This window comes from Microbacterium sp. NPDC055910 (assembly GCF_042271185.1).
Lineage (GTDB): Bacteria > Actinomycetota > Actinomycetes > Actinomycetales > Microbacteriaceae > Microbacterium.
The window spans coordinates 1-16,622 of sequence record NZ_JBHJZS010000047.1 but is presented as its reverse complement, the minus strand read 5'-3'; the positions used below and the strand labels follow the sequence as shown (position 1 = coordinate 16,622).

The 16,622-nt window shown below is 72.6% G+C and carries 10 protein-coding genes; all 10 read left to right on the top strand.

Annotation, left to right across the window (positions count from 1 at the left end; translation table 11 throughout):
• Positions 1–720, top strand: a 720-nt coding sequence (locus ACFC3F_RS14215) for a hypothetical protein (protein ID WP_376131060.1), incomplete at its 5' end; no start/stop codon positions are given.
• Positions 721–818: 98 nt separating this feature from the next.
• Positions 819–1,805: an ABC transporter gene (locus tag ACFC3F_RS14210; protein ID WP_376131057.1), complete on the top strand. Its 987-nt coding sequence runs from the start codon at positions 819–821 to the stop codon at positions 1,803–1,805.
• Positions 1,802–2,302: a hypothetical protein gene (locus tag ACFC3F_RS14205; protein WP_376131054.1), complete on the top strand. Its 501-nt coding sequence runs from the start codon at positions 1,802–1,804 to the stop codon at positions 2,300–2,302. Before ACFC3F_RS14210 ends, ACFC3F_RS14205 begins: the two co-directional genes overlap by 4 nt.
• 47 nt (positions 2,303–2,349) lie before the next feature.
• Positions 2,350–3,003: a spermidine/putrescine ABC transporter substrate-binding protein gene (locus ACFC3F_RS14200; RefSeq protein ID WP_376131052.1), complete on the top strand. Its 654-nt coding sequence runs from the start codon at positions 2,350–2,352 to the stop codon at positions 3,001–3,003.
• A 126-nt stretch (positions 3,004–3,129) separates the two neighbouring features.
• Complete coding sequence (locus tag ACFC3F_RS14195; RefSeq protein WP_376131065.1) at positions 3,130–4,269, top strand: serine/threonine-protein kinase; 1,140 nt, start codon at positions 3,130–3,132, stop codon at positions 4,267–4,269.
• Positions 4,269–10,229 (top strand): Ig-like domain-containing protein, encoded by a 5,961-nt coding sequence (locus ACFC3F_RS14190; RefSeq protein ID WP_376131062.1) that lies wholly within the window; start codon positions 4,269–4,271, stop codon positions 10,227–10,229. Before ACFC3F_RS14195 ends, ACFC3F_RS14190 begins: the two co-directional genes overlap by 1 nt.
• Positions 10,230–10,264: 35 nt before the next feature.
• Positions 10,265–11,230 carry an AAA family ATPase gene (locus tag ACFC3F_RS14185; RefSeq protein WP_376131049.1) on the top strand — a complete coding sequence of 322 codons (966 nt, stop codon included), beginning with the start codon at positions 10,265–10,267 and terminating at the stop codon, positions 11,228–11,230.
• A complete protein-coding gene (locus tag ACFC3F_RS14180) occupies positions 11,227–12,594 on the top strand; it encodes a DUF58 domain-containing protein (protein WP_376131046.1) in 1,368 nt (455 codons plus the stop codon). The genes ACFC3F_RS14185 and ACFC3F_RS14180 overlap by 4 nt, the downstream gene beginning before the upstream one ends.
• Positions 12,591–15,104, top strand: a complete 2,514-nt coding sequence (locus ACFC3F_RS14175) for a transglutaminaseTgpA domain-containing protein (RefSeq protein WP_376131043.1) — start codon at positions 12,591–12,593, stop codon at positions 15,102–15,104. The genes ACFC3F_RS14180 and ACFC3F_RS14175 overlap by 4 nt, the downstream gene beginning before the upstream one ends.
• Positions 15,101–16,552: a DUF5684 domain-containing protein gene (locus tag ACFC3F_RS14170; protein WP_376131040.1), complete on the top strand. Its 1,452-nt coding sequence runs from the start codon at positions 15,101–15,103 to the stop codon at positions 16,550–16,552. The genes ACFC3F_RS14175 and ACFC3F_RS14170 overlap by 4 nt, the downstream gene beginning before the upstream one ends.
• Positions 16,553–16,622 lie beyond the last annotated feature (70 nt).

The following is a 16,622-nucleotide window of genomic DNA, read 5'->3' as shown; positions in this document are numbered from 1 at the left end:
CGCCGGGGGCCTTCGTCGTTCCCGAGCCACGGGAACAGTCCTCCCCAGCGCGCCGACACGGCCACGCGGCATCCGGTGTCTACCGTGGAGGAGGAGGACGGCATGGCGCGCACGGGGGGACGAAACCTCTGGATCGCCGTACCCTCGGTGCTCGCGTGCATCGCCGTCGTCGCGGGCCTGGTCTGGCTCGCCGCACCCATGGTGCCGACCGCCGTGGACTGGGTCGGCGACACCCTGCGGGCGAACGCGGACGCGCAGGAGGACGCCGAGAACCAGCCGACCCCCGTCCAGCTGATCGCCGACGGCGATCCGCTGGACTGTCGCGACCTGTATCCCGATCAGCTGTGGGCCGAGCTCATCTGGCACGGAGACGTGCTGCTCAGCCAGAACACCGCGCGACCCGTGATCGCAGCCGACGACCTCGTCGAGGCGCTCGCGCCGACCGTCGCCGTCAACTGCGCGTGGGCGCTCGGACGGAACGAGTCGATCACGTCCACCGTCTCGGTCATCTCGCCCGACGCGATCGGCATCGCGCAGGCGGCGCTCTCGGCGCAGGGGTTCTCGTGCTCGACCGCCGAGACGGCGCTGGAATGCGCCCGCGCGAGGGGCGGCGTGCGGGAAGAGCACATCATGCGAGACGACGTGTGGCTCTCGATCGTCGGGACGGGCTGGCGCCCCGAGGACTACGCGAACCGACTGGCCGCCTACATCTGGGGATGACGCAGTCGCGCGTCGCGCGGCATGGCTACGCGTGTGAAGGCCCTGTCGGGGTTACCCTCGCACATGCGGGGAGCGGCCCCGCGTGAGGAGTGCTTCCGATGAGTGACCCCAAGTCGTCCTACGGCGAGCCGGTCGAGGAACCCACAACGGTCGACGACGTCGTCGGGCGTGCTCACGAAGGTCTCGCTGACGCCGAGGCCGCCCGCCGCGACGCCGTCGAAGAGCCGGCCGCTGTCGAGGACGAGCAGATCGTCGTCGAAGAAGAGGTCGTGTTCTCCGACGAGACCCCGTCGGCAGAGAACGAGTGGGCCGCAGAGCCGCCCTCGTGGGCGACCGACGCGCCGCTCGACGAGGAACCGCCCTCCGCCGTCGAGGAACCAGCCGCCGTCGTCGAAGAGACGATCGTCATCGACGAGACCGTCGTCGCCGACGACGAGCCGACCGCGGTCTACGAGCCCGTCGTCGCGCCCGCCGAGCCCATCGCCGAGAGCGTCGTGCCGCCGGCGGCCGTGTCTCCGCAGCCCATCTTCGTGCAGGCGCCCGAGGCGCCGCGCCTGCGCGGCAATCGTGCCGCCGCCGGTGCGATCGGCTTGCTCGCGGCCCTCGCCTTCGCGGTGCTCTACCTCGGCGCGACCCTCGGCTTCGGTGCCATCCAGGGCGACGTCACCGCCGAGACCTTCGCCACGGATGCCGTCGCCGGGCTCACGACGTGGGCGCTGTGGGTGCCGACGGTCGTGTTCTTCATCGCGTTCTGGCTGCTCGGTGCGATCATCAACCGCGGCCGCTGGGCGGCCTGGGTCATCATGGGCCTGCTCGTGGGCGTCGCCGCCTACGGCGGCCACCTGCTCGGGCAGCTCTTCCAGGCGCCGTTCTGGATGCTCACGGCCTCCGAGGGCGCCGAGCTCGTCGAAGCGCAGCTGCTCGCCCCGCTCGCGATCGTCGCGTTCGTGCTGGGCCGCGAGCTCACCATCTGGTTCGGGGCATGGGCCGCCGCGCGCGGCAAGCGCGTGACCGAGCTCAATATCGAAGCGCAGCGTGAGTACGAGCGCACGCTCGAGGCGGGCCCGCAGCTCGTCCGGCCATGACGACCGGGCGTCCGGCTGGCGGGGCCGACCGCGGTGCCGTCTCGCCGGCGCTCGCGGTCGTCTTCGCGACGGTGGGCTATCTCGCCCTGGTCATCTTCGGATTGGGGATGCTGTCCCTCGCGCTCGATGAGAGCGTCATCGAGGAGCCGGGCCTCGGCCCGCTTCCCGGAGTGGCCGCGACGACGCTGTCGATCGTCGCGTTCGGCGCGACGCTGTGGGGTCCTGTGCGGCGCACTCAGCCGTCGTTCTGGAACTCGGCCTGGGTCATGGTCGCGTCGTTCCTCGCCTACCTCGCGGGGCTGTGGATCATGGCCGTCGCGACGGGAACGGCGGTCGGGATCGCGACTGCCGTCGCGGGCCGCATCGCGACGACCGGGTTCGGCCTGGTGATCGCCGCGGCAGCCCTCGTCGCCGCGTGGTCGGGCATCGCGCTCGTGCGCACGCGGGCTCGTCGCCCGCGCTGGCCGTGGGAATCCGACGACGAAGAGACGCTGTGACGGCGTAAGAACCCGGATCGGGCGTGCCGAGAGGATAGCGTTATCGCGTGGAGCGGTCGCTCGAGACGCAGGTCAGCCAGGCGGTGGACGCCTGGCTCGTGTGGCTGCCACGCTGGCAGCCCGCGACGCACCGCGGACGCGTCGCCCCGTGTCGACGGTGCTTCGGCTCTCCGATCCTGTCGGCGGCGGGGCTGGGGGCCGATGTGCCGCACGGCGTGCAGCACGGCCTGTCGATCCGCGTCAAGGCGATCATCGACCGCGCCGTCGCGGAATACACGGCGCGCAACCTTCCCATGCTGCAGGCCGAGCTCGATCAGCAGGCCGCGCGCAACCGGGCGCGCAGCTATCGCCCCGCCGAGGGACTCGCCCCCGAGTTCGAGGGGATGCCGCTCGACCCCGAACCCCAGCCGGGCGCGCCGTTCCTGTTCACCCTCTCGGGCCTGGCCGAAGAAGCCGAATCCCAGGTTCCCGAGCTTCCACCGCTGACCGAAGAGGCCAAAGCGGCGCTGCGCCAAGAGGTCGCCCTGGCCGACGACTACGCCAACATGGTGGGCCGCGAAGTGTGCGCCGTCCTGCTGCCGCATCGCCTGCGGATCCAGGCCGCGGTCTCTCAGCATGTCGAGCCGCAGATCGCCGCTCTGCTCGAGGATCTGTCCCGCACCCTCGACGCGCCGTTCGACCCGAACGCGCCCGGCGACTGAGGTTGTGCACACACGATCGCTGTCACCAGGATCAGCGGCTTCGGCTTTGTTAGCATGGCCCCACTTCGCGCGTGGGCGCGGACTCCGCGCTGAACACTCGGCGCGATGATCCTGGGGGAGGGAACGGTGGCCACACGCCTGCCCTCGGCCCCTCCGCTCCTTCCGGGGCTCGCCTACATCCGCCCGCTCGGATCGGGTGGATTCGCCGACGTCTTCCTGTACGAGCAGGACATGCCCCGGCGCAACGTCGCGGTCAAGGTGCTGCCGAGCGACGTGCGCGATCCCGACCTGCGGCGCATGTTCAACGCGGAGGCCGACGTGCTCGCACGGCTGTCCGCGCACCCCGCGATCGTGACGGTGTACCAGGCGGGCATCTCGGCCGACGGCCGTCCCTACATCGTCATGGAGAACTGCCCCGGTTCGCTCGCGCGGCGCTATCGCATCGAGCGGATCCCGGTCGATGAGGTGCTCGCGACCGGCGTGCGCATGGCGAGCGCGCTCGAGTCGGCGCACCGCGCCGGCGTGCTCCACCGCGATGTGAAGCCCAGCAACATCCTCATCACGACATTCGGCACGCCGGTGCTCGCAGATTTCGGGATCTCCTCGTCGCTGCTGCGCGAGACCGCCGATGAGGTGCTCGCCATGTCGATCCCGTGGAGCGCCCCGGAGGTCGTCGCCGAGCAGACGGCGGGCACCGTCGCGAGCGAAGTGTGGAGTCTCGGCGCCACCGTCTACTCGCTGCTGGCGGGCCGGAGCCCGTTCGAACGCCGCGAGCGGGGCCAGAACACGAAGGAGCTCCTGCGGCGACGGATCGCCCGGGCCTCGTATACCGACATCGCGCGCACCGACGTGCCCGCATCGCTCCAGGCCGTGCTCGCGCAGGCGCTGAGTCGTGATCCCGCCAAGCGGCATCCCTCGGCGCGCGCGTTCGCCGAGGCTCTGCAGGCGGTGCAGACCGAGCGAGGGGTGTCCCCGACGCCGATCGACGTGCCCGAGACCGAGTGGGCGCCCGCCTCCGAACGCGTCGACTTCTCGGATGCCGGGCTGCGCGGCCCCGTCCGATCGAGCGTCGACCACGTGCGCCGTCGCAAGGACCACACCGATTCCGGCGTCGCGGGCCTGGCACGCGACGAGGACACGGCGTTCTCGGGACCCGGCTCCGAGAGCCCGAGCCGCATCGGGATCGTCGTGGGCATCGCCGGCGGAGCCGTCGTCGTCGCCGCGTCGGCGGTCGTCGCGGTGCTGTTCGCGACGGGTGTGCTGTGATGCGCCGCCGGACGACAGCCGGACTCGTCGCGGCTGCCGCCGCGGTCGCACTCGTGACGACGGCGAGCATCGTGTGGCCCGGTCTCGACGCCAAGGAGACCCCGCGGATCGACGCATCGGTGTGGGCGCTGCAGACCGCCGACGGGCGCGGCTACGCCCGCGTCAACACGACGGTCGGCGAACTCGACACCGTCCGCAGCATCAGCAATCCCGACCTCGTGGTGCAGGCTCCCGACGCCGCGTATCTTCTCAGCGACAGCCTCAGCACGATCACTCGCATCGACGAAGCGCAGCCCGCCGACCTCGACGACGAGACGCTCGACGTGTCGACGCCGACGCCGACGGGCACGGTCGACGTCGCCGCGGCCGACGACTTCATCGCGTACCTGACCGATGCCGGCGCCGTCTTCGCCGGACGGCTCTCGCTCGGCGATGCCGCACAGCTCGCCCCCTTCGCCGACGGCGATGACAGCCCGCGGTACACCGCCGATGCGATCGCGGTCGACGAACGCGGCATCCTGTTCGCCTACTCGCGCGCCGACGGATCGGTGCTGCGGTACGACATCGCGTCGTCGACGGTGCGCGGTCGCGATGCCGTCGCGGTCGACGCGACCGAAGCGCTCGCGATCACGGCCGCGGGCGACACGTGGGCCGTCGTCGACACCGACACCGGGACGCTGTGGCGACGAGGGGCGGATGCCGCCGAGCAGGCCCCGACGACGGGGCCGGTCGTCGTGGGCGAGCCCGATGCCCACGGCGATGCGATGTACCTCGCCGATGAGATCTCGGTCGTGACGGTTCCCGCCGACGACGGGCCCGCCGCGCGGGCGTACGGCATCGGCGACACGGTGCTCGGCGTGCCGGCGGCACCGGTCGTGCACGACGGCGACGTCTATGCCGCGTGGCTCGGCCAGGGCGGCACCGGCGGCCTGCTGTGGAACTCGCGCGACGACGCGGCCGTGCCGCTCGACTACGGCGACGCCGTGCTGTCCGATCAGCGTCGGCCGACCTTCGTCGAGGGCCGTGATGCGCTGCTGCTCAACGAGACCAGATCGGGCTGGGTGTGGACGGTCCCCGACGGCGAGCTCGTCCCATCGAGCCAGGACTGGTCCCTCGACGACCGCGTCGAGGCGGAGTCGGTCGTGAGCGATGAGGAGCTCCCGGTCATGCTCGACCCCAAGCCTCCCGTGGCCGAACCGGATTCCTTCGGTGTCCGGGCGGGGGCGCTCGCGGCGCTGCCGGTGCTCATGAACGACCACGACCCCAACGAGGACGTGCTCAGCATCGTGGGCGAGTCGGTGACCGGGCTCGACCCGGGGTTCGGGACGGTGTCGCTCACCGACGACGCGCAGCGGCTCACGGTGCGCGTCGCGCCGGGGGCGACGGGGTCCGCCACGTTCTCGTACGCCGTGACCGACGGCACCTCCGACGACGGCCTCGTGTCCGAGCCCGCGACCGTGACGATCACGGTCGCGCCCGAGTCCGCCAACACGGCCCCGCAGTGGTGCGGAGTCGAACGCTGTCTGCTGGAGTGGCCCGAGCCCGAGGTCGCCCGCGGCGGCACCGTCACGGTGCCGGTGCTGCACGGCTGGGTCGATCCCGAAGGCGACCCCGTCCTGCTGCTGTCGGTCGACAACCCGTCGGGCATCGGCAGCGTCGCGGCGACGCCCGGTGGCGAGGTCGTCTACCAGCACGACGACGACGGGTCGGGCGGCGAGCAGCTCGTCGAGCTCGCGCTGACCTTCGCCGATGCGCGGGGCGCGACGACGGTCGAGCCGCTGATCGTCCGCGTCACACCGCAGCCCGCGCTGGATGTGCGCTCGTTCGCCGTCGTCGACGTGCTGGCGCCCGGAACGACGGTCGATGTCACGGCTCACGTGACGGGCACGACGGGGATGCTGTCGCTCTCTTCCGTCCGCGTGCTCGACGACGCACCGGCGACGGCGACGATCGTCGGCGGCACGACCGAGTTCGACTTCTCGGCGCGTGCGGCCGGCACGTACCGGGTCGACTTCACGGTGACCGACGGCGCTCAGGAGGGCAGCGGCACGGCGCGCATCACGATCCTCCCCGAGGACGCCCCGCCGCAGCTCGCCACGGCGCCCGTCGTCGCGTTCGTGCATCCGCAGAAGGACGCCACGATCGACGTGCTCGAGGCGGTGCACAATCCGACGCGTCGCGTGCTTCTGCTCAGCGATGTCGAGGCGACCCCCGAGGCGGGGGCCAGTCTCTCGGTCGACGCCGTGGGTCAGCGCCACCTGCGCGTCTCGGGTGCGACGGCGTCGGGGGCCTCGGGGCGCCTGGGCACGGTGCGCTACGTCGTGAGCGACGGCACCGAAGACGCCGGCGCACGCGTCGAGGGCGAAGCGACCGTGTATCTGCTGCCCCCCGCGCCCGAGCTCGCGCCGATCGCCGTGGACGACCGCGTCGTCGTGCGCGCCGGAACCCAGATCGACATCCCGGTGCTCGAGAACGACGTCGCTCCCGCGGGAGGGCGGCCCGTGCTCGATCCGTCGCGAGTCGTCTCGTCGACCGATGACGCCCTTGCGTTCGCATCGGGAGACCTGCTGCGCTATCTCGCCCCGACCGAGCCGGGCGAGTACACGATCGACTACGCCGTCTTCACGACGGGCTCGCCCGCGCTCGCCGACGTCGCGACCGTGCGGGTGCAGGTGCTGGGCGACGAGACGAACCGTGCACCGCTGCCCGAGCGGCTCGAAGGCCGCGTGCTCAGCGGACAGTCCACCGTCATCGACTTCACGCCGTTCGAGATGGATCCCGACGGCGACACCGTGACGCTCGACAGCATCGTGACCCAGCCCGAGCGCGGGTCGGCGTCGCTGTCCGCCGACGGCACGTCCATCGTCTACACGAGCGTCGCGGGTGACCGCGGACAGGTGTCGTTCACGTACCGCGTCGTCGATCCGTCGGGTGAGAGCGGAGATGCGCGCGTGCGCATCGGGGTGCTGGACGCGCAGTCGAATCCGAGTCCGGTGACCTACACCGATTACGTGCAGGTGCAGGCGGGCGAGGGCAAGTCGATCCGCGTCCGGCCGCTCGCCAACGACATCGACCCCGTCGGGGGCCGTCTCGCGCTCACCGACGCGCGGCCGGATCTGCCCCAGACGCTCGTCGAGGGCGAGCCCAACCCCGAGTTCGACCGTCTGGCGGCCCGGCTGCTGTCGGTCGACGAGCAGACGGTCGTCGTCGAGGCCGGTCAGGAGCCGGGCACGATGTCCTTCCTCTACGACGTGGCATCGACGTCGGGCAACACGGCGCGCGGGCTCATCGTCGTCAGCGTCGTCCGCGAGAGCGTGCCGGACTACCCCGTCGTGAGCGACACCGTCTTGACGGCCGAATCCCGGGAGGAGTTCCCCACCGGCGTCGATGTGCTCAGCGGCAAGGTCGCCTGGTCGGCGGGCACGGTCGAAGACCTCGACCTCTCGCTGTGGGGCGATCCGGACGACGTCTCGGTCGCGGGGCCCCGGATCCGGGGACCGCTCACGGCTCGGACGCAGCTCATCCCGTTCGCCGTGTCGGGCGAAGGCGCCGCGGGCGAGGTGACCACGTACGCGTTCCTGCGCGTGCCCGGCGACGGCGACGTCACGCTGGCCCTTCGCGCGGGGATCGCCGCGCCGCAGGTCGTCGAGCTGGAATCGGTGACCTTCGACATGGCCGACCTCGTCGCCAGGCCGCGCGGAAGCCGGCTCGAGGTCGGCGGCGAGGCGACCGCGTCGGGTGCGCGCGCCGATTCGGCGTGCGTCGTCGAAGCCGGCACACGCGTGCGCTACGACGCGGGCGCGGGCGCACCCTGGACCGATGCCTGTCGCGTGGCCGTGCGCCTCGAGGGGCAGGACGAGTGGACGCAGCTGTCCGTGCCGATCACCGTGTGCGCGCGCGACCCCCAGCCCGAGCTCAAGGCCGGATCGGTGACCGTCGGCCCCGGCGAGACGACGACGTTCGACCTGCGGTCGATGACCACCTGGCAGCTGCGCGACGACTGGGCCGGGATCGCCTACGCCCTGGATTACACCGGCACCTCGTTCACCGCCTCGCTCGACGGATCGATCGTCACCGTGACGGGCGCCGATCGCGCCGTGCCGGGACTCGACGAGGCAGCCGTCGTGTCGGTCACGAGCCACGCCGATGTGACACCGGCTCGGCTCATCCTGCGCGTCGGCGCCGCACCGTCGACCCTGCCGCGCGGCGGCTCGGTGACGCAGCAGTGCTCGCAGGCCTCCGGGTCCTCGTGCACCTTCACGGTCATCGGCGCTGCCGGCGAAGTCAATCCGCTGCCGCGCACTCCGCTCGAGGTGGCCGCCATCCGGGACGCCGGCTCGTGCAGCGGCGTGACGTTCGCCCGCGTCTCCGCGGCCACCGTCTCGGCGACGTGGACCGCCGACACGGCGGGAATGACGTGCACCGCGGCCTTCTCCGTGCAGGACGCGCAGGGCCGCCGCACGAACGGCGAGCGCGACGGCCGCATCGTGTTCGACCTGCTCGGCTACCCGAAGGGGCCCGCCTCGATCGCGCAGACCGGCTACGCCGACGGATCGGTCACGCTGCGCATCGACCCCGGCGCGGCGCGCGCGGCGTATCCCGAGCTCACGGGCTTCGTCGTCGTGTCCGACGGCAGAGAGGTCGCGCGCTGCCCTGCCGACGGCGCGTGCCCGGAGATCTCGGCGCCGAACGGCGAACCGCGCACCTATGAGGCGTTCGCGCGCAATGCGGTCGGCCAGTCCGTCGCCTCCGTGCGCACGGTCGCGTGGGCCTACGACGCACCCGCCGCACCGGCATCCGTCACCGTCCGGCCCGTGCCCGCTGGAGCAGAGGGGGGCATCGTCGCCCTGACGGTCGAGGGACTCGACCGCGACACCGGCTCGGTCGAGATCACGAGCGCGACGGGCGACACGGTCCGCGTGCCCGTGGGCCGCGGGTCGAGCACGCTCGACGTGCGTTCGTACCGCCTCGGCACGAACGCCCGCTCGCCGATCACGGTGACGCCGTACTCGCGCTTCGAGCTGCCGCCGGGGCTCGGCGGCAGCCCGACCGGCGCCTCGACGATCGGCTGGGGCAACGGCGTCGGCGCCCCGCTCGCATCCGACCTGGTGCTCGAGTCCACGTCGAACGGCGACGGCACGTCGACCGTGACCGCGCGCGCGTCGGCGCAGCTCAACGGCACCGGCTCGAGCCTGCGCTACGGCATCGTGCGCGACGGTCAGACGTGCCGTGTCACGACCGACGGGTCGTCCGCGACCTTCTCGGGTCTCGCCGACGGCGAGGAGTACCGCTTCGTCCTGTGCGTCGAATCCTTCTGGGGCGACGAGGCCTTCGCCCGCGCCGAGACGTCGAAGACGGTGCGCGCCGCGCAGTCCGGTCGTGCTCCGCGCGGGTACACCTTCGTCGTGGATGCCACGCCCGACGTCGTGCCGTCGGCCGGCCGGGCGCAGTGGGTGATCCGGGACACCCCGCGCTCGAGCGAGCCGGTCCCCAACCGCAACAGGGTGCAGTTCGACGCGTGGTCCCCGGGCAGCGGCACGTTCGGCCAGGATCCCGGCATCCGCGTCCGCTACGTGCACGAGTTCTGGGGCATCGCGACGGACTGGTCCGCCGTCGCGCCTGCCCCGGGCAGCGCTCCCTACCAGTTGCAGGCGTCGTGGCAGCTCGCGTCGCCGTGCGTCGGCGGCGGCGCGCTCACGCCGACGGGAACATCGTCGAACGGTCCCGGCGGCACCGTCGCGGCGTTCCAGTTCGACGCCTCCCGTGTGGTCTACTACGACGCGGCGGGCGCCGTCGTGCCGCACGAGGCGGGCACGTGGGCCGTGCCGGTCGGGGCGATCCGCGTGGACGGCATCGGCGTGACGGCGAGCTGGTCGCAGTGGGGGCTCAGCCCCGCGTCGGCGACCTTCGGCGCGTCCTGCAACCCCAACCTGCCGCCGGACCCCGAAGAAGCCCCCTGACCCATGCCGACGACCGATCGATCGAGGAATCCGCGATGACCATCTCCCCAGAGCAGGCGACCTGGTTCGCTCAGACGTTCGCCCAGCTCGCCGATAACGTCGAGCGCGCGGTTCTGGGCAAGCGGCACGCCGTCGAGCTCGTCCTCACGGCCATGCTGAGCGACGGCCACGTGCTGCTCGAAGACGTCCCCGGAACGGGGAAGACCTCGCTTGCACGCGCCATGGCGCAGTCGGTGCAAGGGACCAACACCCGCATCCAGTTCACACCGGATCTGCTTCCGGGCGACATCACGGGCATCAGCGTGTACGACCAGAAGGAGGGCGTGTTCGAGTTCCACGCCGGCCCGATCTTCGCGAACATCGTCCTCGCCGACGAGATCAACCGCGCCTCGCCCAAGACGCAGTCCGCGCTCCTCGAGGTCATGGAGGAAGGGCGCGTCACGATCGACGGCGTCTCGCGTCCGGTCGGCGACCCCTTCATCGTGCTCGCGACGCAGAACCCGATCGAGCAGGCCGGCACCTACCGGCTGCCCGAGGCGCAGCTCGACCGGTTCATGATGCGCACCTCTCTCGGCTACCCCGACCACGCGGCGACCGTGCGGATCCTCGACGGTGCCGCGACGCCGACGGCCGACCTCGCCCCCGTCATCACCCCCGATGCGCTCGTCGGCATGGCAGACCTCGCGGCGCAGACGTACGTCGACGCGCTCGTGCTCGACTACATCGCGCGCCTCGTCGACGCGACGCGCTCGGCCGATGAGGTGCGCCTCGGGGTCAGCATCCGCGGTGCGCTCGCCCTGACCCGCGCCGTCCGCACGCGCGCCGTCTCACAGGGGCGCACCTACGCGACGCCCGACGACGTCAAGGCGCTCGCCGTGTCCGTGCTGTCGCACCGGCTCATCCTGCACGCCGAAGCGGAGTTCGACGGCGTCACGCAGGAAGCGGTCGTCGGGCAGGTGCTGCTCGACATCGCACCGCCCTCGCGCCGAGAGGCCGTATGAGCCTCACCGACACGCGACTGACACGGACCTCGACCGAAGGCGCGGCGGGGCGCACCCACGCGACCTCGGTGACCGCGACGTCGATCTCGTCGGGGCGGATCGTGAACGTCGTCGTCTGGTCGACGCGTGCCTGGCGCGCTCTCGCCCGTGCGGCGACGGCGAGCACGATCTGGGTCGCCCGCACGGTGCGACCGGCGGGCGCGCTCGTGCTGCTGGCCGCCACGGCGGGTCTCGCGGCCGGCCTCGTGTTCGGCTGGGTCGAATGGATGGTCGCCGGCGCGGCGGCCCTGCTGCTTCTGCTGGCCAGCATCCCGTTCCTGTTCGGGTCGCGTTCGTACGAGGTGGACCTGTCGCTCGCGCGCGAGCGGATCATCGCGGGCGACGGGCTGTCGGGCGACGTCGTCGTCCGCAACACGGGCCGGCGGATGGCTCTGCCCGGCCGCATCGACATCCCGGTCGGGCCGGGCCTGGTCGAATTCGGCGTGCCGCTGCTGCGCCCGGGTCACACGGTCGCCCAGCCGCTGGACATCCCGCGGCTGCGGCGCGGCGTCGTGCGCGTCGGTCCCGCCACGACGGTGCGCAGCGACCCCGTCGGACTGCTGCGGCGCGAGCACGCGTTCGCCGATGCGCACGAGGTGTTCGTCCACCCCCGCACGACGTCGATCCCGTCGACGAGTGCGGGGCTGATCCGCGACCTGGAAGGCGCCCCCACGCGTCGCACGGTCGACGCCGACATGAACTTCCATGCGATCCGCCCCTACGTCGCGGGGGACGCCCGGCGCCACATCCACTGGAAGTCGACGGCGAAGACCGGTCGCCTCATGGTGCGGCAGTACGAGGAGTCGCGCCGGTCGCGGATGGCGCTCGTGCTCGCCGTCGCCGAGCACGAGTTCCGCGACGCCGACGAGTTCGAACTCGCCGTCTCGGCGGCGGCGTCGTTCGGCGTGCAGGCCGTCCGCGACGCGCGTGATGTCGTCATCGTGACGGGATCCGAGATCCCTCGCGCCGTGCGCGGACGCCTGCGGGCGATCCGCCACCTGCCCGCGGCTTCGCCCCGGCCCATGCTCGACGGCTTCAGCGGCGTGCGCATGTTCGAGAACACGATGGCCCTCGGCGACGTCTGCCGGCTCACCGCCGAGTCCGGCGAGCGGATCTCGATCGCCGTCCTGGTGACGGGCTCGGCCATGACGCTCACGCGTCTTCAGCAGGCCGCCCTCGCATTCCCCGCCGACACCGCGGTCGTCGCCGTCGTGTGCGACGAGCGCGCGCACCCCCGCGTGCAGACGCTGTCGAGCCTCACCGTCATGACCATCGGCACACTCGACGACCTGCGGGGGCTGCTGCTGAGAGGGGCTTCGGGGTGAGCGGGGCGCAGCGACGACGGGATGCCGCGAAGGCGGGCGGCCGCGTGCCGCCGCGCATCGTCGCGGGCTCCCTCTTCGCGGCGGCGGTCGTCGCGACGGCGGGCGTGTCGGCGTGGCCGATCTACCGCGAGCCGGCGTTCGTCGTCCTCGTGGCGGTCTCGGTCGGCGTCGCGGTCGGGATCACGGTGGTGGCGACGCGTCGCCGGTGGAGCGGCTGGCTCGTCGCCGGGGTCGTCGCGGCAGCGTTCATCGTGCTGGGCGTGCCGCTCGCCGTCCCCTCACGCCTCGGGGCCCCGGTGGAGCTCGTCCGGGGGCTCGGCGAGCTCACGGCGGGCACCGCGGTCGCGTGGAAGGACCTTCTCACGGTCGAACTGCCGGTCGGCTCCTACCGCAACCTGCTCGTGCCGGCGCTCGTCGTCTTCCTCGTCGGCACGACAGCGCTGCTGCGGCTGTCCTGGCGCGAGGGGCGCCGCGCGTACGTCGCGATCCCCGTCGCACTGGCGATGGTGTCGTTCGGTCTGGTGTTCGGCCACGCTGACGTGAGCAGTCCCCTGATGCTCGGGCCCGTGACGCTGCACGCGCCGGTCGAGACGGCGCTCGGCGTCGCCGGTCTGCTCGCGTGCCTGCTGTGGCTCGCCTGGCGCGCGCACGATGAGCGGGTGCGCGCTCTGCAGCGCGCGGCGGTCGCGAGCGGCGTGCGCGTCGCACGACGGGCGACCCCCGCCGACCGTCGCCGGGCCGCGCTCGGGATCGGGATGATCGCGGTCTCGGTCGTCGTCGCGGTCGCGGTCGTGCCGTTCGCGGCCCGGGGGATCGACCGGGACGTGCTGCGCAGCGCCATCGGCCCCGAGATCGATCTGGCGGCCGAGCTCAGTCCGCTCACGCAGTACCGCGGCTTCTTCCAGGACGAACGCGCCGACGACGTGCTCTTCACCGTCGAGCTGACCGAGCGCACTCCCGACCGCGTGCGGCTGGCGACGCTCGACGACTACGACGGCGAGGTGTTCCGCACGAGCGAGGGGACGGGGGACGGGCGGTTCGTCCGCGTGGCATCCGCTCTCGAGGCCGGAGACGGAGAGCCGATCGAACTGCGCGTCACGATCGATCGCTGGGACGGACTGTGGATGCCGACGGCCGGCCGGCTGGCACGCGTCGACTTCGACGGGCCCCGGGCGGCGCTGCTGGCGGACGGCTTCTACTACAGCGCGGAGGCGACCGCGGGCGTCCAGGCGGCCGGCGGCGGACTGGAATCCGGCGACGCGTACCGGATGACGGGGGTCGAGCCGGCGCGGATCCCGCTCGCGCAGGCGCAGGCGCCCGGTGCGCCGGGGCTCGACACGATGCCGCCGAGCGTGCGGACCTGGGTCGAGGAGCACGCGTCGGGATCGGACGGCGTCGCGCTCGAGGCGGCGGTCGATCTGCTGCGCGAGCGCGGATACCTCAGCCACGCCCTGTCGCTGGGCGCCGACGGCACCGCCGTATGGGCGAGCGGGCTGTCGGGCTACCGGTTCCAGCCGAGCGCGTCGGGGCACTCGCTCGGACGCATCGACGCCCTGTTCACGCGGCTGCTCGAGCGTGAAGCCGACCCGCGTGCCGCGGCATCCGGCAACTTCGTCGCCGCGATCGGCGATGACGAGCAGTTCGCGACGGCGGTCGCGATCATCGCGCGCGAGCTCGGATTCCCCTCACGCGTCGTCGTCGGCACGCGCCTGGCCTCGGACGACGCGGACCTGAGCGTGTGCGACGACGGCGTCTGCCGCGCGCAGCATCTCGCGGCCTGGGCCGAAGTGCGCTCCGCGGGCGGCGAGTGGATCCCGATCGACGCGACGCCGCAGCACGCGCAGTCGCCGAGCCTCGAGGTGACGCAGCAGCGCGACCCGGAGGTCGTCACCGAAGTCCTGCCCGATTCGGTCGAGGAGATCATCCCGCCCGAACCCGTACAGCAGGATTCCGTCGCCGCCGACCCGTCCGATGAGGCGGCCGGTCCCGACCTCGCGTGGCTGTGGCCCGTGCTGCGCATCTCCGGGATGGTGCTGCTCGTGCTGCTCCTCGTGCTCGGCCCGTTCCTCGCGGTCATCACCGCGAAACGGCTGCGGCGTCGTGCCCGCCGGACGACGGGGACGGCCGCGGAGCGCGTCGCGGGCGGGTGGGAGGAGTACGTGGACGCCGCGATCGACGCGCGTCGTGATGTGCCGCGCAGCGCCACGCGCAGCGAAGTCGCGGCCGCTCTGGGCACGTCGGCGGGCGCCGATCTCGCGGCGGCCGCCGACGAGGCCGTCTTCGCGGGGGAGGCGGGAGAGCCCTCGCCCGAAGCGGTCGACGCCTATTGGCGGACCGTCCACGCCGAGCGACACGCGCTGATCGGTGCGAACGGAATCCGGCGCAGGGTCGCCGCGACCGTATCGTTGAGATCGATCATCCGCCCGCTGGCACCCGCGAAAGGTGCTCGCACGCTCTTCGCCGAGAGGGGGAGGCGTTCGGGGCTGCGGCCCCTGCGTCCCACGCCATGACCATCGATGCCTCTGCCGTCGCCGCCGCCGGCCTGACCTGGTCCCTCGTCGCCCTCGCGCTCTACGTCTGGACGGCGATCGCCCTCGCCGCGGTGTTCCGCAAGTCGGGAGAGCCGGCGTGGGCGGGATGGGTTCCCGTCTACAACCAGGTCGTGCTGTTCCGCCTCGGCGGCGTCTCGCCGTTCCTCCTGCTGCTGTATCTCGTTCCGGGCGCGGGGGCCGTCGCCGTGTGGATCCTGCAGATCATCGCGTGCCACCGCATCAACGCCGCGTTCACGCTCGGCACGGGGATGACCGTGCTGGCGGCACTCGTGTTCCCCGTGTGGGCGTCGATCCTGGGTTTCGGCAGCGCACGCTGGGTCGGCGAAGAAGAAGCCGGTCCGCGACGGATCGGCGTTCCTGCGCCCGAAGCGACGCCGGTGTTCCCTCAGACCGGCCCGATTCCGCCGATGCCCGGCGCCGATGAGACCTTCCACGGACGCTCGACGCTCGTCGCGCCCGAGGATCCGCTGTTCGCGACGTCATCCGAAGCGGTCGCTCCGCCCGCGCCCGCCCCGGGACGACCGACGCCCTTCGCCCCATCTGCGCGCACGGCTCCCGACGAGGACGAGCCGGTCGGCCCCGTGGCCGGTCGTGCGGAGTCGCCGGTCTCGCCGCCCCCCGGCGGCTGGGCTCCGTCGGTCCCGGGCGACGCGAGCCGAACGCACCGTCGTGACGAGTTCGACGGACTGCGGCCGCCGCCCGTCCCGGAGGACAGCGTCGAGGTGACGGGGGCGATCCCGGGTGCGCCCGAACCGATGCCGGCCGCACCGTGGTCGCTGCCCGACCCCGCGCCCGTCACGCGCGCGCCCGCGGCCGCCAGGCCCTCGCCCGCGCCCGAGCAGGCGGACGCCGGCCCGGCGGACGGCGAGCCGATGGCTCCCGAGCCGTGGGCCCCCACGCGGTCGCCGCACTTCGACACCGACGCCTTCTCCGACAGCTCCGGCGCGGTCTCGGCGATCGCCGGCGCCCCCGACGCGGGCTCCCCCCGGTCGGCCCTGTCGTCGGTCTCGGCGCAGAACAGACGCCCGCAGATCCCGGACGACGCGTTCGATGAGACGATCATCGCTCGACGCCGTCGCACCGACTGGTCGCTCGTCACGCCTTCGGGCGACCCCGTCCCGATCGGCGCCGAGGTCGTGCTGCTGGGCAGGCGTCCCCAGCCCGATCCCGGGCATCCGAGCGCGCAGCTCATCTCGATCGACGACGGAACCGTCTCCAAGACGCACGCGCGGCTCGAACTGCGCGGCGACACGTGGTGGGTGACCGACCTGAACTCCACGAACGGCGTGGTCTTCGCGACGCTCCTGGGCACCGAGGTCGAGGCGACGCCGGGCGTCGCGATCGAGGCGGGTGACCGTTTCCTGCTCGGCGATGCCGAGATCCGCCTGGCCCGGAGCGTGGAGTGACCGACGAACCCGACGACGAGACCCGCGTCGCGCGGCGACGCGGCACGGGCTCGGACGCGCATCCCGAGGA